The organism is Acinetobacter sp. A1-4-2, from assembly GCF_040233925.1.
Taxonomy (GTDB): Bacteria; Pseudomonadota; Gammaproteobacteria; order Pseudomonadales; family Moraxellaceae; genus Acinetobacter.
This window is the reverse complement of the sequence record NZ_CP157981.1, coordinates 757,735-776,583: the sequence shown is the minus strand read 5'-3', so window position 1 is coordinate 776,583 and position 18,849 is coordinate 757,735. Positions and strand designations below refer to the sequence as shown.

The following is an 18,849-nucleotide window of genomic DNA, read 5'->3' as shown; positions in this document are numbered from 1 at the left end:
CTATATTTAAGCAAAAAATGGAATAGGCCTATTTCATAATTGTATTTTTATTAATCTAAACGTATTTTTTAGTGAGCAAAACCACTGGTTTTTCATAGAATTTAATGAATGATGATAAAAATTATGAGATAGGTTTGTTGTATTCCTCTATCACTAAAATATTTTCATTTTGATAGTTAACGATAATTCATGGGAGTCTGAGAGACGATCATTTTTAGGGGAGATTACCGATAATTAAATGATTACTACTTTCATTAAATGCTGATTTAGAGTTAAACATAATTTTCACAATATTTTTGGCGTCTAAATCCCTATTTTTATTCATGAAAACCGTATTAGACTTAAGTAGCAAAAGATAGAGGATATTCGTCAGGAATTGATTAATGTGGGCTTTTTGATAGTTTTTTTTGATGCTGCCATGGTTAGAAAAATAGCTAAAGTTGCTGAATTTGAACGATGGTTGATGATTTAAAAATAAACGATTTATCAAAAGAAATAAAAAACGAGCCCCTGTACCTCTCCGGAGTTCCTTCATATTCACCTAAAGGATAAAGTAGCTTTATATCCATGGCTGAAGCACACGTTCATTCATACTCAAAGACACAATATAGCCCAGCAAAATGGTACATTCTCAGCTCACCCCGATCGAGATGATAAAGGTTAGACAGGATATTATTGACCTTTTGTACAATATTGTGCCGAATGCCCTAAGCTTTTAGTAAAGTCCAAAACTGCGTTGTGCAGGGTCAAGTACCCATTTAAGGAAAATACATTTTCCTCAGCAAACTCCTCTTTAGGTTTGATACAGTATGGCTTTTCACATCAATACCTTATTCCTCATCTTTGATTTATTGACTAAGAGAAGTTCAACTCTTCAGCAACGGTCATAAAGCAATGGAGGCACCATAGTTTTATATAACTGACTCGCCAAGTAATAAAAAATCTTACACCTAACACCTAAAAAATAGGCCCACCTTAAATATAAGTATTTTAGTAGGAATTACTACTTTAATTATAATTGCAAATACAAAAATTAAAATAAAATCACACATCCAAAATATGAGTAATTTAGTAGGAATTATTCCTGAAAAACAATGAAAAAACATATCAATAAAAATAAATAATATTAAATTAAGTATTTGTAAATAAACAATAAAAAATTAAAAAAACAACATTCAAATTAAATAATATTAATTAAATTAAAAACAACACACTTTAAATACTAGTATTTTAGTATGAATTACTAAAAAATACATTTATTAAATTAAAAAACAGATTATAATCACGAGCAATTTAATAGGAATTATTACCACAATAATAATCCATTAAATATATTAATTAAAATAAATAAAATATTTCCTAAAATACGCCCGAAAATTTCATCATCGTTGAAAAGTTAAGTCTATTACTTTGTGCCAAGATTGGTCGCAGGAGCTTTTCATGAGTGGAAAAATTGATGTGCGCGAAATCGACGCTTTAGTCGATGCACAAAATGGACGTATTACTCCATCTATTTATACAGATCCAGATTTATACGAATTAGAACTTGAACGCGTGTTTGGTCGTACATGGTTATTCCTTTGCCATGAAAGCCAGATTCCTAAAGCCGGTGACTTTTTTAACACCTACATGGGTGAAGACCCGATTATCGTGGCACGTCAAAAAGACGGTTCAGTCAAAGCATTCTTAAACCAATGTCGTCACCGTGCTATGCGCGTGAGCTTTGCTGACTGTGGTAATACCCGTGCGTTTACTTGCCCATACCACGGCTGGTCATACGGTATTGACGGTTCACTGAAAGACATCCCGCTTGAAGAGCGTGCTTACCCACAAGGGGCTTGCAAAAAAGAATGGGGATTACTTGAAGTAACCCGTGTTAAATCCTACAAAGGCCTGGTATTTGGCTGCTGGGATGAAACAACGCCTGACCTAGAAGAATACATGGGCGATATGGCTTGGTATTTAGATGGTGTTCTAGATCGTCGCCCTGGTGGTACAGTGATTGTTGGTGGTGTACACAAGTGGGAAATCGAGTGTAACTGGAAATTTGCTGCTGAACAGTTCGCATCTGACCAATACCACGCATTGTTCTCTCATGCATCTGCAGTACAGGTGCTTGGTGCAAAACCGGACGATGATGCATCTAAACACCTTGGTGCAGCACAAACAGCCCGTCCAGTGTGGGAAACAGCGAAAGACGCGATCCAATTCGGTTCACGTGGCCATGGTTCAGGCTTCTTCTTCACCGAAAAACCAGATGCAAACGTTTGGGTAGACGGTGAAGTAGCAAACTATTTCCGTGAAACTTACGAAGAAGTAAAAGAACGTTTAGGTGAAACCCGTGCACTGCGTCTAGCAGGTCACAACACCATGTTCCCGACACTGTCTTGGTTAAACGGTACGGCAACACTTCGTGTATGGCACCCACGTGGTCCAAACAAAACTGAAGTTTGGGCATTCTGTATCTGTGATGCTGATGCACCACAAGACGTAAAAGATGCATTTGAACGTTCTGCAACCCGTGCTTTCGGTCCTGCTGGTTTCCTTGAGCAAGATGACTCTGAAAACTGGGTAGAAATTCAAAAAGTATTACGTGGTTACAAAGCTCGTCAAAACAAACTGATCGTTGAGATGGGTAAAGGCAGCGAAAAAGTACGTGAAGATGGTGTCCCTGGTATCACCAGCTATATTTTCTCTGAAACAGCAGCACGTGGTTTTTATCGTCGTTGGGCAGACCTGCTGATTCATAAAGAATGGGAAGATGTTGAGAAAGCAACTGAAGCATATGAGAAGGAGCTTGTGAAATGAGTCAAATCAGTGTGGAACTTCATTACGAAATCAGTCAGTTTCTTTATCGTGAAGCAAAATTGCTGGATGACTGGAAATTCCGCGAATGGCTAGATGTTATGGCAGACGACGTTTCTTACGTCCTGCGTACCACGCCAAACGCGCAAACCCGTGACCGTCGCCGTTCAGTTGAGCCACCAACAACTTGGGTGTTCAATGACAACAAACATCTGTTAGAGCGTCGTGTAGCGCGTCTGGAAACGGGTATGGCTTGGGCGGAAGAGCCTCCATCACGTACCACTCACATGGTGAGCAACGTGATTGTTGAACCAACTGAAGTTGCAGGCGAATACGACGTATACGTGACTTATCTGCTCTACCGTTCTCAAAAAGAGAAAGATATTACGATTTACTGTGGTAAACGTCACGACAAGATCCGTAAAGTTGAAGGTGGTTTAGGCTGGCAAATTTTTGACCGCAAAATCACCCTAGACCAAGTGACCTATACCTCACATAACCTGAGTGTGTTCTTCTGATGAATAAGGTTTTTATTTGTCAAGTTACAGTCTAGATATCCGTAGTTTACGTCAGCTGTATGCTAGATGCTTTGATGAATAAAAATCTAGTCTGATCAAAACGGACTTATCGGCAGCCTGTTCTTAGGCTGCCTTCCTTTTAAGGAGTCTCTTATGGCTATTAAACTTATTTGTGCATCTCATAGCCCTTTAATGGAATTTGCTTCACCTCAGGAAAAACGCAAAGAACAGGTTGTTCGTGATGCCTTTGCCAAACTGGCAGTTGAAGTAAAAGCTTATGCCCCTACCCTGATCATTACTTTTGGTCCTGACCATTTTAATGGTTTCTTCTATGACCTGATGCCAAGCTTCTGTGTCGGTGTTCGTGCCAAGGCTGCAGGTGACTGGGACTATGGTAAAGATAATGACCACCTGAATGTACCTCAAGACAAGGCACTGGCTTTGGTTCGCAGTGTACTGGATGAAGGTGTGGATGTTGCATATTCTTATCGCATGCAAGCTGACCATGGGGTAACCCAGCCTTTACACTTCCTCTGTGAAGGTCAGCTTGACCGTTATCCAACAATTCCGGTTTTTATTAATGGCGCTGCAGCACCCATGCCCACCACCAAGCGTACCATCGCTTTAGGCCGTGCTGTAGGTCAGTTTATCAAATCTTTAAACCTTGAAAATGAGCGTGTACTTGTCCTGGGTACCGGTGGTTTGTCACACGATCCACCGACTCCGCAAATGGGTTCTGTGCCACCAGAAGTGGAAGAGTTCCTGATTGCGGGCCGTAACCCGACACCTGAAGCACGTAATGCCCGTCAGGCGAACGTGATTTCTGTCGGTCAGCGTCTGGCTGCAGGCGACAAGAGCATTTCTGTGCCTCTAAACCCTGAGTGGGATCTGGCATTGCTTGAAAAATTCAAAAATGCAGATTTCGCTGCACTGGAAGCCATGACTGAAGCGGAAATCCGCCGTGACGGTGGCCGTGGTGGTCAGGAAGTTCGTGCCTGGATGGCTGCATTTGCTGCCTTGAGCGAACTGGGCGAATATGACATGACGACACATTGCTATGAAGAAATCAGTGAGTGGATCGCGGGCTTCGGCATCGTATCTGCTGAGTTAAAAGCTTAATGACATGAGCAACATCGAAACCATCCGTGGCAATAGCGTAAATAAAATCAACGCTGAAGCGCATACGGTTGAACTTCAAAATGGTGACGGTGTTGCTTATCACAAGCTTTTGCTTGCAATTGAAGGTGTAGCACGTCATCTACCAAACTTCGATACGCTGGGCAAACATATTTTACCCTACGTACTCTGGAAGAATCACCGGCACTGGTTCCCATAGTGCAGCCAAGCCGCCCAAACTTTTCAATTTGCCGAAAAAGTTGTCTGAAGGCGAAGGTATTGATTGGAATGTTGGGATTGTAGATGCCACAAAAATTCTAATCTAAAGGTCTAAAACAGAAGAAAAACTATAGTGACCAGAAAAAAACGCATTTTCAAACAGCTAAAATTTTTAACAACTGTGCAACTCCCTTAAGAGATGTATTTGAAGTGGCCGTAAAGAATAATGTTATTTCTAAAAATCCAATGAATAAAATCAAAAACCGTAAGGTTCAAGTTGAAATACCGGACCCCTTTACAAGAAAAGAAATGGAAACTCTTCTTTCATGGCTAGAATCAGAATAATTTTAGCCAATAAAGATATTTGGCAGACAATCAATTCCAGTTATTGATATAGACAAATCATGTTGCTTAAAAATATTTTTTAACTGCTGTGTGAGTTAAGTTTAAACAGTTTTTATTGTATAAAAATCAGCCCTGAATGGGCAGGGCTGATTTTTAACTGGTTGATGTAGCATTTATTATGAAGATAAATCTACACACAGATATTTCATTTCGAGATATTCATCAATACCGAATTTAGAACCTTCACGTCCTAAACCAGATTGCTTCACACCACCAAATGGCGCAACTTCATTAGAAATAGCACCGGTATTAATTCCGACCATGCCATATTCCAATGCTTCACCGACACGCCATTGACGCGCTGTACTCTGTGTAAATACATAAGTAGCCAAGCCAAACTCGGTATCATTTGCCATCGCCACCGCTTCTTCTTCCGTATGGAAGCGGAATAATGGAGCCAATGGACCAAAAGTTTCTTCTTTAGCCACTTTCATGTCCTGGGTTACTTCAGTCAGCACGGTAGGCTCAAAGAAAGTGCCGCCTAGACTTGAACGCTGGCCACCAATTTTAATCTGTGCACCTTTGCTCGCTGCATCTGCAATATGCGACTGCACCTTGGCAATTGCATCTTCATCAATTAACGGACCTTGAGTGGAACCGTCTTGACGGCCATCACCCACTTTTAAATTGGCTACAGCGGCAGTCAATTTCTCAGCCAGCGCATCATAAATGCCATCTTGCACATAAATACGGTTGGCACAGACACAGGTTTGACCGCTATTACGGAACTTGCTGACCATAATGCCCTGAACCGCCTGCTCCAGATTGGCATCATCAAAAACCAGTACTGGCGCATTGCCACCCAGCTCAAGTGACAGTTTTTTGATGGTTGGCGCACATTGCTGCATCAGAATACGGCCGACTTGAGTCGAACCGGTAAAGCTCAGCTTTTTCACTGTGTCGCTTTCGCACAAGGTTTTGCCCACTTCAATGGCATCGCCACTAATGTGCAGCAATACATCTTGTGGTAAACCTGCCTGCAAAGCCAGCACTTCCAGAGCATAGGCTGTTAATGGCGTTTGCTCAGCCGGTTTAACCAGCATAGAACAGCCGGCAGCAATTGCAGGCGCAGCCTTACGGGTAATCATGGCTGCAGGGAAATTCCACGGCGTAATTGCAGCGGTGACCCCAATTGCCTGTTTGATGACCAGCAAGCGCTGATTCGGCAGTGTTGGTGTCAGCACTTCACCGTCAATACGGCGCGCCTGTTCAGCAAACCAGCGGATAAAGGAGGCGGCATAAGCAATCTCACCGCGCGCTTCAGCTAAAGGTTTACCTTGTTCAGCAGTCAAAATCTGAGCCAATGACTCTTTATTTTCCTGCATCAAATCAAACCAGGCCCACAGCACATCAGCACGTTGTAATGCTGTTTGTGCTTTCCATGCCTTCTGTGCCGTCTGTGAACGAGCAATTGCTTGTTCTACCGATGCACGGTCATGGGATTTCACCCATGCCAGCGTGTCATGTGTTGCCGCATCTTTTACTTCGATGTAATCGCCACTTAAGGGCTGATCCAAGCAAACATCCGGATGCTGTAATAAATATTTCAAATGATCTGGAAGCATTTCAATCCCTCATTCATTCTTATGCAGTTAAAGTTGCAAATCCCTGTTCTAAAATAGCCAGACCTTCACGGAATTGCGCTGTTGGAATGGTTAAAGGATATAGGAAACGAATCACATTACCAGAACGACCGCAGGTTAAAATCAGCAGGCCATTTGCCATTGCATAGTTTTGCACCGCTTTGGCCTGTTCAGCCGTTTCCAGTTCTACTGCAACCATTGAACCCAGCGCGCGGATATCAGTAACTACATTGCTGCTGGTTTTAATGTTATTTAATACCGAAACCAGTTCCGCACCCAAGACATTGGCACGATCACACAGACCTTCACCTTCAATCACATCAATAACTGCATGTGCTGCAGCAACGGCAATCGGACTACCCGCATAAGTACCGCCTAAGCCGCCAGGATTCGGGGCATCCATAACTTCAGTACGACCAACCACGCCAGAGATCGGGAAACCACCGCCCAGGCTTTTTGCCATCGTGATCAGGTCTGCTTTGGTTTCGTAGTGATTCATGGCAAACAGTTTACCGGTACGGGCAAAGCCTGTTTGTACTTCATCTGCAATCATCAAAATACCATGCTGATCACACAATGCACGTAAACGCTTTAAAAATTCTGCCGGTACAACATTAAAACCGCCTTCACCTTGCACAGGCTCAAGTACGATTGCCGCCACATCATGTGCCGCCACATCTTCAGCAAAAATGTCTTCAATGCTTTGGATGGCATCGTCCACAGTAATGCCTTTTGACTCTACCGGATAACGTGCATGGAAAACACCCGCTGGCATTACCCCAAAGTCACGTTTGTAAGGGGCCGTTTTACCCGTCATGGCCATGGTCATAAATGAACGGCCATGGAAACCGTTACCAAAAGTCACAATGCCGTGACGGCCAGTATAGGCACGAGCAATTTTAACTGCGTTTTCTACCGCTTCAGCACCGGTAGAAAAGAATGAGGTTTTTGCAGGGCCGTCAATCGGTGCACGCTCATTGATACGCTCAGCAAGAGAGACATAACTTTCGTAAGGTACAACCTGATAGGCTGTATGGGTAAATTTTGTTAATTGTTCAGTAACAGCAGCAATAATTTTAGGGTGACGATGACCGGTATTCAGTACCGCAATACCACCTGCGAAATCGATATATTGATTGCCTTCAGCATCCCAAATTGTCGAGTTCTCTGCTTTCTCCGCGTACCATTGACACATGACACCAACACCACGAGGCGTCGCTTGCTGTTTACGTGCATTCAGTGCAGAGTGTTTACTGTCCATTTTGTATCCTCATTCTTGATTCATACAGTGTAAAATTTTGGCATCCATATCATGTGATTGATGATATGCAAATGACTGGTTGATCTTCCTCATTTTGCGCTTTTATCAGCCTGACACGAGAGCCACTTTGAATCAGATAGACAGAGCCAATTCACCCTATCCCAAGGATTTAAAAAATCAAAAAACATAATAATTAAATATAAATCATAAACTTGAAATTACACCATAAAAAAATGGCACCTTTTCACAAGGTGCCATTTTAATAACTGAAAGCAAAAATTTAGAAATTGTACATAAACAGTAAATTCAGTAGTCGGCTATGGCCTGCTGCATCTCCTTGCGCCAAAGAACCGGCATCACCGCCAATGAATACATCATTTTTACCGATGATATATTCGGCTGCCAGCGAAAACTGCTTAACATCCAGCTGAGCACCCAAAATATTGCGTGTGGATGTGGCAAAACCGGACTTGTCTTTATCAAAGACGGTATAGCTGACATAAGGCGTCAGATCGTAATCTTTGTAAAAATCAGTCATTTGATAATCTAGATTCGCCACATAATAATTGGCTTTATTGGCCACATGATACTTCGATTCAAAAGAACCTACCGTCGCATAATCTGGATTATCTACAGCCTGGGTATCTGCGCGATTCTGTCCGGCAGTCAGGGTCAGGTTTGCATTCTGGTAGTTTAAGCGACCAAACACATTCCATGCATTGCGATGCCCGGTTTGACCATTGCGGTTATTTTCCAAATCTGAATACCAGTACGAGCCGCCAACATTCAGTTTAACCGGGCTGTCCTGCAGCGGAATCTGCTGATTGATACGTGCAACCCACATGTTTTTTTCTTCGATGTCATCGGTGCTGGCATCTTCCGGCTTGACATAATTGGCTGCATAACGTGCCGCATCGTCACCAGTGCCGGCAAAACTTCCACCATCACGCACAAAATAAGCCACATTGACTTTGGTATTTGTACCTAGCTGCTGCTGCCAGTTAATACCCAGATTATGCACATCTTCCAGTCCGGCATTGTCCATTGAACTGCCGTACCAGCTGCTGCTCCAGAAGCGGCCAATACCAAAAGGCATATCTTGCAGACCCAAGGTGATGCGGCTGTCATCATTCAGCTTATAGCCCAGGTTGGCATTCACCAAGGTTGAAAAATCACACAGGGTATCATTTTGATAGCAACGGTATTCCACATCGCCGAACAATGACTTGGCATCGTATTTCAGGCTGAGCTTTGCTGCATTAAACTTTAATTTATGGTCACTGTCCGAATAATCTTTATCCTGATAATTTGCTCGTAGCCACCCCGATACGGTCAGTTTACCTAAATCGGTATCGGCATCTCCCCAAGAAAGCGAATCTGCCTGCACAGTGGCAGACATCGTAATGGCACTGGCGACAAGCGCACAGAACGAAAATGGTTTCACTAAAAAACGTTGCGACATTATAGAAGCCCCAAAAAAGAAATAATAATCTTCAAAACCAGGTCGCTGGCAAAAGCAAAATTTCTGACCAAATGGAATCAGCAAAGGCGTTAAATATGCAAACTTATGCCGGGTCAAATATTGCATCCTGCAAGAGACCCTACCCTTAACCTGGATAGATGCCGCGCTCTTGGCGAGCCATCAGAATCCGTTCACATGCCAAAATATAAGCTGCGGTACGTAAAGAACATCCGGCCTGCGTGGCTTTAAGCCAAACGTCATGCACGGCATTTTTCATGATCACGTCCATGCGCTGATTGATTTCTTCTTCTGTCCAGAAATAGCTGGCAAGGTCTTGTACCCATTCGAAATAGCTGACGGTCACGCCACCGGCATTGCAGATCACGTCCGGTACAACCATGATTTGACGCTGACTCAGGATTTCATCCGCTTCAGTGAGGGTCGGACCATTGGCCCCTTCCAAAATGATCTTGGCTTGAATGGTTTGAGCAACATGCACATCAATCACCCCTTCCAGCGCCGCAGGAATAAACACTTCTGCGGGAATTTGCCAGAATTTTGCCATCGCGATTTCGTCGCTTGCAGCAAACCCCTGAATCTTGTGATAGGTGTTTGAATATTCCATTAACTTGGGAATATCAATCCCTTGTTCCTGATATAGGGTTGCGGAGTGATCCTGTACGCAAATCACTTTGCTGCCATTTTCATGAAACAGCAAGGCGGCTTCGCTGCCGACATTACCAAACCCCTGCACACACACCCGGGCATCCTTTAAATCCAGGTCAATTTGCTGAGCCACTTCACGTCCGCTAATATACACGCCACGTCCTGTGGCTTTACTGCGGCCTAAAGAACCGCCAAGATGCACGGGTTTCCCGGTCACCACACCGGTAATGGTAGAACCGGCATTCATGGAAAATGTGTCCATCATCCAGGCCATAATTTGTGGATTTGTCCCTACATCCGGTGCCGGAATATCCTTTTGCGGCCCAATAACCAAATTGATTTCTGCGGTATAACGGCGTGTCAATCGTTCTAGTTCACGCTTGGATAACTGGCTTGGATCAACCCGTACACCGCCTTTGGCACCCCCAAAAGGTAAATTCAGTGCCGCACACTTAATCGTCATCCATGCAGACAGTGCCATCACCTCATCTAAATTGACATCAGGATGGAAGCGCACACCGCCTTTGCCCGGACCGCGGGTCAAATTATGCTGAACCCGATAACCTTCAAAATGCTGAACGCTGCCATCATCCATAATTACCGGAATATCCACAATCAGGCTTCGCTTCGGGCGTCGCAACATATCCAGTCTTTCGTTGAGTTCACCCAGATAAGGAGCCACTTTATCCAGCTGTTTCAGATAATTGTTCCAGGCCGTCGTACCGTGCTCGGTATAGGTAAGCCCCTTCATCATTGTGTTCATTGCATGATCCTGTTTTTTGTATGCAGACGCATTTCCTTGCGACCGCAAAAAGTATAAATTTATCTCTGCTTGTCGGCATTTATTGATCCAGCTCTGTAGCCAGCGTGATCTGAGCTAAAACATTCAGCTTGGATTTTTCGCTTTGGCTTTAACCAAGATATGTGTATATTGCCTGCCGTTTACAGGCCCGTATTTACATGCACTGCGCAACAACGGGATACTTTACAATTACTGCCTGACCAGATTATTTTGCACATACCGATATCGCTCTCACGAGAGCCACTTTGAATTTGTAGGAGAGAGCCAATTGCGTAGCTTGCTTGGAGACTATTTGCTGCAGCGATTACAGCAAGATATCGATGGAACATTGCAGCTGCGATTATTTCGCTGCTTACGCAATGCCATAATTGACGGCGTATTGGCACCCAAGACTCGTCTGCCGGCATCCCGCGATCTGGCCAAAGAGATCAAGGTTTCCCGCAATACGGTATTAAGCGCGTATGAACAATTACAGGCACAAGGGTATGTCGATGCCCGCACAGGACAAGGCACCTGGGTCACAGATAAACTGCCCGAATCCTTTTTAGTCAAGGCGGAAAATAGCAATGCCCCTGTTCAAGAAAAAAAATCTCAGCAAAGTTACAGCTTGTCTCAGCGTGGTTCTTACTTAATCGGCTATTCAGCAGCTTCGCCTTATCAATGGGGTGCTTTTGTTCCAGGTGCTCCGGATGTGACAGAGTTTCCGCATCACATTTTTAGCAAAATTCAGACCCGTTTGAGCCGTGAACCGGAAATTACCCGCTTGATTTACAGCAATGCAGGCGGCTGTCTGGAACTGCGCCAAGAACTTGCGGAATATCTGAAAATTGCACGTTCAGTGCAATGCGATGCCGATCAAATCATTATTACCGAAGGCACGCATCAGGCGATTGATCTAGTCTCCCGTACCTTGAGCGACATTGGCGATGAAGTCTGGATCGAAGATCCAGCCTACTGGGGCGCCCGCAACATTTTGCGCATTAACGGGGTCAATCTGCGTTCACTGCCGGTCGATCAGGAAGGCATTATTCCTGATCTTGATCCGAAAGTACCCCCCAAGCTGATCTTTGTTACACCCTCCCACCAGTATCCGCTAGGTTCACATCTAAGCCTGGAACGACGCAAACAGCTGATTGCAATTGCCCGGCAGCATAAAAGCTGGATTGTGGAAGATGATTATGACAGTGAATTCAGGTTTTCAGGCCAGCCCTATCCGTCTTTACAAGGATTGGAACCTGATTCCCCGGTCATTTATATGGGCACATTCAGCAAAACCATTTATCCTGCACTGCGTATCGGCTATCTGGTAGTTCCGAAGAAACTGTTTTCCCCGCTGCGCATTGTGGCCGCAGAACTCTATCGCGGTGGACATTTAATTGATCAGAAGGCACTGGCAGAATTTATCCGTGAAGGCCATTATGAGGCGCATATCCGACGCATGCGCTTACTCTACAGTAAACGCCATGCATTTCTGATTGATTTAATTCACCGTCATTTAGGTGAAGATTTTCTGCACGAATACAACACGGCAGCAGGCCTACACCTGATTTTAAAACTGCCAAGCAGCAGTGATGATGTCCTAATTGCATCGAATGCACTTGATCAAGGTATTAAGGTCAGAGCCCTATCGCAATACTATACCAAGCACTATTCTACCCGGCAGAAAGGATTACTGCTCGGTTTCGCCTGCGTGAGGGAACAAGAAATATTGGTGGCTTTCGGCGTACTGTTGAAATGCTTGCGCGACAATGGAATTCATACTTTAAACTAGTAAAATTCAGATTCTAATTAAAATTTTATTTTTAAAATCAATATATTATTGGCCGGTTTTTAAACAAGGAGTAAAACCTTTTATGGCCACTTCATTTTATTTAGTCTTTATTTTTCTGTAAACATTTCTTTCTGTAATTTTCGCCTTTTTAAAGCAATTGGCTCCCTTCAATAGCTAAAAAATGGCTCTCGTCACCTGACAACAAAAAAGAGAAATTAGCAGCATACATAAACAGCATGTAACAGTTTTGTAATCAAAGTGTGATTTTTCATGTGTTTATAGAAACATCGGCTTTATTAAGTTTAACTTAAAATTAATGAAGTGATTGCGAATTCGGTTACAGTTTCAAAGGATAGATAGTGTACACAAGATAGAGAGCTCTATTGCTGTTGCACTATGGATATTAAGGGAAATTATATGGCAGAACATCAACATGTCTCCACGCCCGATTCATCACACGGCTTAAAGAGTGGACTTAAGTCACGTCATCTTACAATGATCTCGATTGCCGGGGTAATTGGTGGCTCACTGTTCATTGGCTCTGGTAATGTAATCTACTCGGCAGGTCCCGCTGCAATTTTGGCCTATGCTTTTGGTGGATTGCTCATTCTATTAATCATGCGCATGCTGGGTGAGATGGCCGTTCTCAACCCGGATAGCGGTTCATTCTCAACCTATGCTGATCGTGCAATTGGCCGCTGGGCAGGTTTTACCATTGGCTGGCTGTATTGGTGTTCTTGGGCCTTACTGATGGGCTGGGAAGCGTATGTCGCAGGTAAAATTCTCAACAGCTGGTTTCCGTTTATCCCCATCTGGGGCTACATGCTCCTAGTGATTGTGTCATTGGTTGTCGTTAACTTACAAAATGTCAAAAACTATGGTGAATTTGAGTTTTGGTTTGCACTGATCAAAGTGATCGCAATTGTTATTTTCTTAGTCATTGGTAGCTTGGCCGTCATGCACTTATGGCCATGGAGCCAAGCAGGTGCGACAGGTATTACCCATTTAACCGCTGAAGGTTTCATGCCCAATGGTTTCTCTGCGGTAATCACGGCATTACTCGGGGTTATGTTTGCCTACATTGGCGCTGAAATTGTGACGGTGGCTGCTGCAGAATCACAAAACCCTGCACGTGAAATCCGTAAAGCATCGAACTCAGTGGTATGGCGTATCATGTTGTTCTATGTTGGTTCAATGCTTATTACCGTCTGCCTCATTCCACATAACAATCCACTACTCAAAGACCCAACTTGGGGAACCTATAGTGTGACCTTAACTGCACTCGGTATTCCAGAAGCAAAACACATTGTCAATTTTGTGGTTCTGACTTCAGTGTGTAGCTGTTTTAACTCTGCACTCTATACCTGTTCACGCATGCTGTTTTCATTGTCAAAACGTTGCGATGCACCGAAAAGCTTTGGTTTAATCAACCGTAATGGTAGTCCTTGGATGGGTGTTCTGGTGTCATCATCATTCGCTTTATTGGCAACCTACCTGACGGCCACTGAAAGTATGAATGTCTACGACATCTTTATGTTAGCGACAGGTACAGCGGCACTCTATGTCTATCTCACCATTGCTTTTTCTCAATTACGTATGCGTAAGAAATTAGAAGCGGAAGGACAAGTGATTGACTTTAAAATGTGGTTATTCCCTTGGCTGACTTATCTGGCAATCTTCTTTATTATTGGTGCCCTGATTACCATGCTGGTTGAAGGAACATATTTCAAAGAAGTGACTTATACCAGCTTGCTTGCACTCTTTATTGTGGGATTAGGCATCTGTGCACAAAAATTCAATTGGGGTAAAGATTCACAAAAAAAAATTTCGCAAAATAGAATAAACCTGAGCGACAATATTTAACGCTCAAGCTGATAAAATAAATCTTGGGGACAGAATCAGACCCGGCTGGTAGGTGAATCGTTAATCTAAACTTTCACCTACCAATAACAATAAAAGATCTTTTATCATTCAAAAACTGCTGTTCTTTTTATCGGATATAAATAGTAACAACGTTCTCAATAGTCGGGCATCATCTGCCTAAAATCCCTTAAATAATCTCCCATTTTATAGATCTTTTTTTCTTAGATAACATGGCGAACAAAATCAAGTTCCTGATAGTCCTTATCTTCATATTTTAGATTTTCTAATACGGTATCTGATAAAGGGCGCTTTTAATATCTGAACACTTTATTGTGTATCACAGTAGTTTCAATTACTTATCAATGATACACGATATGATACAAACTCATATACTCGGTTAAGCTCAGTTATATACAGGCATAAAAAAAGGCTTGATCCGTTAAGAATCAAGCCTTTTCGTTTTAAGACTTGGCATATTTTGCCATGTCTTGTTAGGTATTTGGTGGGGTGTCATCAATTAAATTAACAAAATAAATAATTGATTTTAATAAAGTATATTTAATTAATTAACCATACAAAATACCATACAAACCCATTTGCATATTTAGCCTATCTACTCTGGATATTCTCCAGTAAGTCATCACAAGATGCATAATAATAATTTGAATGAGTTGATTTCATAATAGCCGAATAACTGTTTCTAGGCTTGTCATTCTTCTGAAATTCAAACTTAAATTGAATAGAGTGATAAAATTGCTCATCCACATAAAGCTGCATTGGAGGATGTATACCAGCCCTTATTGCACTTTTTGCGGAACTTTCAATAGCCATAAGTTCAGCAAATGGAATACCCAAACTATTTAAACAAATATGATTTCGATTTTTCGATATATGAAGCAAAGGTTCTCCAAAATATTCGTTACTACCTTGAGTAAGTACTGCATAAATTCTCAGACCTAGAACCTCTTGATAAATACTCTCAAGCTTTTTTATTACATATAGCATTTTCTCTGGCTTATATGAATATTCTATCCCCTTATCAAAATAGCCGACATCCCAATTTGTTTTCAGAATTAAACTATCTGCGAAAGAAATAAAAGAGATATCTTTTTCCATCTCTGCCAAACTATCTATTTTATCCCTCAGCTCTATTAGCTTACTTTTTGAGAGTTCATTATTACTTATAGCATTTCGCACACCAATTGCATCAATTAATGCAAATATCGAATATCCTCTTGTATAAAGATGCTCATGCCATTCATGGTCAACAAATATGTATGGTTTCAAATCATATCGCCATCCATCCACACATTTTATTAACTTATCTCGAGGCAAACTTACTGATAACTCATGAAACCGTGTATAAGTATTGGGATACCAAGAGAGATCTAGTGAATTACTATTTACTTTTCTGACAGCTACTGGACTTACACCACCAACCTCAAAATTTACACCTATTTCCCCTTTGATCATTTTACGAAATGACTCTTCGAAGCCTTGCAAGTAAATATCGCTTACTAAATAGCAATCTCTATTAAGAGGAATATCTTCAAACAGGCATTGATCCATATCTTCTGCTTTTTCTTTAAACAATTTTCAAAACTCCAATGGCGTCAATTAAACCTACTATCTAAATATTTTAACCATACAAAATACCACACCGATAAATTTTGATAACTGAGTTAAATTGACACCATGCTCAAGTCATAGATCTATGCGATTAGATCTAAACTCTTGAGGAATAAGTCTTAGATTAATGTTTATGGTAACGACTGAATAAGTGTTTCTCTTGTTTTGTCACGATCTTTAATCGCAGACTGAATAGCCACCGATTTTGTAGACACCTTTTAGTTAGATAAAATGGCTAATTAACGAGGTGCTTATGAGCAGTAAACGATATCCTGAAGAATTCAAAATTGAAGCAGTAAAACAAGTCACTGAGAAAGGTCATAGTGTGACCGAAGTTGCTGCACGTTTAGGAACCACCACACATAGTTTATATGCCTGGATTAAACGTTATGATCCACAGCAACCCAAGACAACAGAATCTACTGATCCAAGTGCAGAATTGGCAAAGTTAAAAAAAGAGCTGCAAAGGGTCACTGAAGAAAGAGACATATTAAAAAAGGCCGCGGTGTACTTCGCAAGCCAGTCCAAATGAGGTACGCCTTTATTCAGGACAATCAGCACATATGGCCTGTCCGTCGTTTATGTTCAGCTCTGGATGTTCATCACAGTGGTTATTACGCATGGTTAAAGCAACCCACCAGTAAAACTGCGAGGAAACGGCAACAGCTTTCAGGATTGATTAAACAGTTCTGGCTGGAATCTGGTGGTATCTACGGCTATCGCAAGATTCACTGTGATTTAAAAGATGTTGGTGAAAGTTGCGGGATTAATCGAGTACATCGGCTCATGAAGGCGAATGGTCTCAAATCACAGCGTGGCTATCGTAAACCTAGAGCTCACGCTGGTAATCCAGCTATCGTTGCCGCAAACACTTTAGACCGCCAATTTAATCCAACTTATCCCAACCAAATATGGGTGACAGATATTACCTATATCCGTACTCATGAAGGGTGGCTATATCTCGCAGTTGTGATTGACCTGTTTTCACGTCTTGTTGTTGGCTGGTCGATGAAATCCAGAATCACGACAGACCTGGTTTTAGATGCATTATTGATGGCTTTATGGCGAAGAAACCCAAAGAACAAAGTCCTAATCCATTCTGACCAAGGCAGCCAATACACCAGCCATGAATGGCAGACATTTCTCAAGCATCATAATCTTGAAAGTAGTATGAGTCGTAGAGGGAATTGCCATGACAATGCTGTTGCAGAAAGCTTCTTTCAGCTATTAAAGCGGGAACGAATTAAGAAGAAAATCTATGCATCAAGAACTGAAGCCAGATCGGATATTTTTGAATATATTGAGATGTTCTACAATTCAAAACGCAGACATGGTTCCAATGGTCAGCGTTCTCCATTAGATTATGAAAAGGCCCATCAAAAGATGGTTATGTGTGTCTAGAATTTTGGTGGCTATTCAGAGATTCAAGTCATTCGTATATGTAGATAGTATTTTGACGTAGGTATAACTTATTCATTTTTATTATAGGCTTTAGGATATTATTAATTAAAAATAAACAATAAGAGCCTCCTATCAGACAGAGGCTTCTTGAGTAAATTTATTACTTCAACCAGTTTTTGATCTGCTCACCATACCACTCCATCAACCTTACACGCTCATCCCAATACTGTGCACGGTTATATGCTGAACGGATTCTATTTTGCGGCACATGTGCAAGCTGGCGTTCAATCGCATCAGGGCTAAATAGGTTTGACTCATTCAACACAGTGCTGAAAAGCGAACGAAAACCATGCGTGGTCATACGTCCTGCATATCCTGAGCGTTTAATCACCTGTAAAATCGTTTCACTATGCATTGGCTCTTTGTTATTCAAGCGATGGGGAAATAACAATTCCTGATTATGGGTCAAACGCAATGCATGAAGCTCCTGGACCATCATATCCGTCAAAGGCACTCGATGTGGTAAACGGTTCTTCATACGCTCTTCCGGAATATCCCATTTACGCCCTTCTAAATCAAACTCCTCCCATCTTGCTTGCAGCAATTCACTTACACGCACACCTGTCAGCATGATCAACATAATGGCATGTTGTGTCTGGGCATCACTTGGATAAGAACGTACTTTCACTAGAAATTGTGGCATCTCTGATGCTGGTAAAGACGCAAGATTGGTGACTTTCTTTGATTTCAGGGCATAGACCAGATCCCCTGCAGGATTATCATAGCGGTAGCCATGTGCAATCGCGTACTTTATCACCATGCCACAACGTGACAAGGTACGTTTAGCAACCTCTAATGATCCACGCACCTCAATCTTTTTAATGCTTTGCAAAATCTCAGGTGCACTAATCTGATTGATGCGTTTATCACCCAATGAAACGTACAGTTCATCTAAAGAAGCCTGCACATTTAAGATGTGTTTATGTGACCAAGTTTCTTTCTGGTTATTGAACCAATCCTCAGCCACTTCACGAAACAACGGCTTCAGCTCTTCAATTTCTTCAGCACGAGAAAATTTGTACTTAATTTCCAAGGCTAATTCGCGGGCTTTTTTAAGCCCCATGTCGGGATACTGACCGAGCGACTCAGATCTTCGCTCTCCATTTACAGTGAAACGTAAATTCCAGTATTTTTTCCCATTTGGATTTACTTGTAGCGATAAGCCATTGGAGTCTGAAAGACGATATTGTTTATCGCGCGGTTGCGCCTTCTTACATTCGATATCTGTTAAAGCCATTAGATTTCCCCCACTAGCAATAGCTATTCTGTGGGTAAAATTTTCCCTCTT

The 18,849-nt window shown here is 42.2% G+C and carries 12 protein-coding genes and 1 pseudogene; 7 read left to right on the top strand and 6 right to left on the bottom strand.

Translation table 11 applies throughout. From position 1 onward, the window contains the following. Positions 1-1,440 precede the first annotated feature (1,440 nt). From hcaE to ABJ384_RS03750, 4 genes and pseudogenes are all read left to right on the top strand, one after another. Positions 1,441-2,808, top strand: a complete 1,368-nt coding sequence (hcaE, locus tag ABJ384_RS03765) for a 3-phenylpropionate/cinnamic acid dioxygenase subunit alpha (RefSeq protein WP_166167679.1) — start codon at positions 1,441-1,443, stop codon at positions 2,806-2,808. Next, positions 2,805-3,323 carry a 3-phenylpropionate/cinnamic acid dioxygenase subunit beta gene (hcaF, locus tag ABJ384_RS03760; RefSeq protein ID WP_180042443.1) on the top strand — a complete coding sequence of 173 codons (519 nt, stop codon included), beginning with the start codon at positions 2,805-2,807 and terminating at the stop codon, positions 3,321-3,323. Before hcaE ends, hcaF begins: the two co-directional genes overlap by 4 nt. 153 nt (positions 3,324-3,476) lie before the next feature. Further along, positions 3,477-4,442, top strand: coding sequence for a 3-carboxyethylcatechol 2,3-dioxygenase (locus ABJ384_RS03755; protein ID WP_349928930.1), 966 nt, complete (start codon positions 3,477-3,479; stop codon positions 4,440-4,442). After that, positions 4,435-4,664, top strand: a pseudogene (locus tag ABJ384_RS03750) (FAD-dependent oxidoreductase); the annotation flags it as partial. The gene ABJ384_RS03755 and the pseudogene ABJ384_RS03750, both read left to right, overlap by 8 nt. A 515-nt stretch (positions 4,665-5,179) precedes the next feature. Here ABJ384_RS03750 and ABJ384_RS03745 read toward each other — a convergent pair. The 4 genes from ABJ384_RS03745 to ABJ384_RS03730 form a co-directional block, all read right to left on the bottom strand. Further along, a complete protein-coding gene (locus ABJ384_RS03745) occupies positions 5,180-6,628 on the bottom strand; it encodes an NAD-dependent succinate-semialdehyde dehydrogenase (RefSeq protein WP_166167687.1) in 1,449 nt (482 codons plus the stop codon). Positions 6,629-6,647: 19 nt separating this feature from the next. Next, complete coding sequence (gene gabT, locus ABJ384_RS03740) at positions 6,648-7,907, bottom strand: 4-aminobutyrate--2-oxoglutarate transaminase (protein WP_349928928.1); 1,260 nt, start codon at positions 7,905-7,907, stop codon at positions 6,648-6,650. A 280-nt stretch (positions 7,908-8,187) separates the two neighbouring features. Then, positions 8,188-9,369, bottom strand: coding sequence for a hypothetical protein (locus ABJ384_RS03735; protein ID WP_349928926.1), 1,182 nt, complete (start codon positions 9,367-9,369; stop codon positions 8,188-8,190). A gap of 145 nt (positions 9,370-9,514) precedes the next feature. Continuing rightward, positions 9,515-10,798 carry a Glu/Leu/Phe/Val dehydrogenase gene (locus ABJ384_RS03730; protein WP_349928924.1) on the bottom strand — a complete coding sequence of 428 codons (1,284 nt, stop codon included), beginning with the start codon at positions 10,796-10,798 and terminating at the stop codon, positions 9,515-9,517. Between the two features lie 307 nt (positions 10,799-11,105). Between ABJ384_RS03730 and ABJ384_RS03725 the strand changes: the two genes are divergently transcribed. Beyond that, positions 11,106-12,608, top strand: a complete 1,503-nt coding sequence (locus ABJ384_RS03725) for a PLP-dependent aminotransferase family protein (protein WP_300043262.1) — start codon at positions 11,106-11,108, stop codon at positions 12,606-12,608. A 417-nt stretch (positions 12,609-13,025) separates the two neighbouring features. Next, positions 13,026-14,471 carry an amino acid permease gene (locus ABJ384_RS03720; RefSeq protein ID WP_180042448.1) on the top strand — a complete coding sequence of 482 codons (1,446 nt, stop codon included), beginning with the start codon at positions 13,026-13,028 and terminating at the stop codon, positions 14,469-14,471. A 609-nt stretch (positions 14,472-15,080) separates the two neighbouring features. Here the strand turns inward: ABJ384_RS03720 and ABJ384_RS03715 are convergent. Continuing rightward, entirely contained in the window at positions 15,081-16,064 is a 984-nt protein-coding gene (locus ABJ384_RS03715) for a hypothetical protein (protein ID WP_349928921.1), read from the bottom strand. Between the two features lie 289 nt (positions 16,065-16,353). Here ABJ384_RS03715 and ABJ384_RS03710 point away from each other — a divergent pair. Further along, a protein-coding gene (locus ABJ384_RS03710; RefSeq protein ID WP_349927412.1) for an IS3 family transposase occupies positions 16,354-17,501 on the top strand; the annotation gives its coding sequence in 2 pieces (ribosomal slippage) (positions 16,354-16,600 and positions 16,600-17,501; 1,149 coding nt in all). A gap of 160 nt (positions 17,502-17,661) precedes the next feature. Here the strand turns inward: ABJ384_RS03710 and ABJ384_RS03705 are convergent. After that, positions 17,662-18,798, bottom strand: a complete 1,137-nt coding sequence (locus ABJ384_RS03705) for a tyrosine-type recombinase/integrase (protein WP_349928919.1) — start codon at positions 18,796-18,798, stop codon at positions 17,662-17,664. Positions 18,799-18,849: the final 51 nt, after the last annotated feature.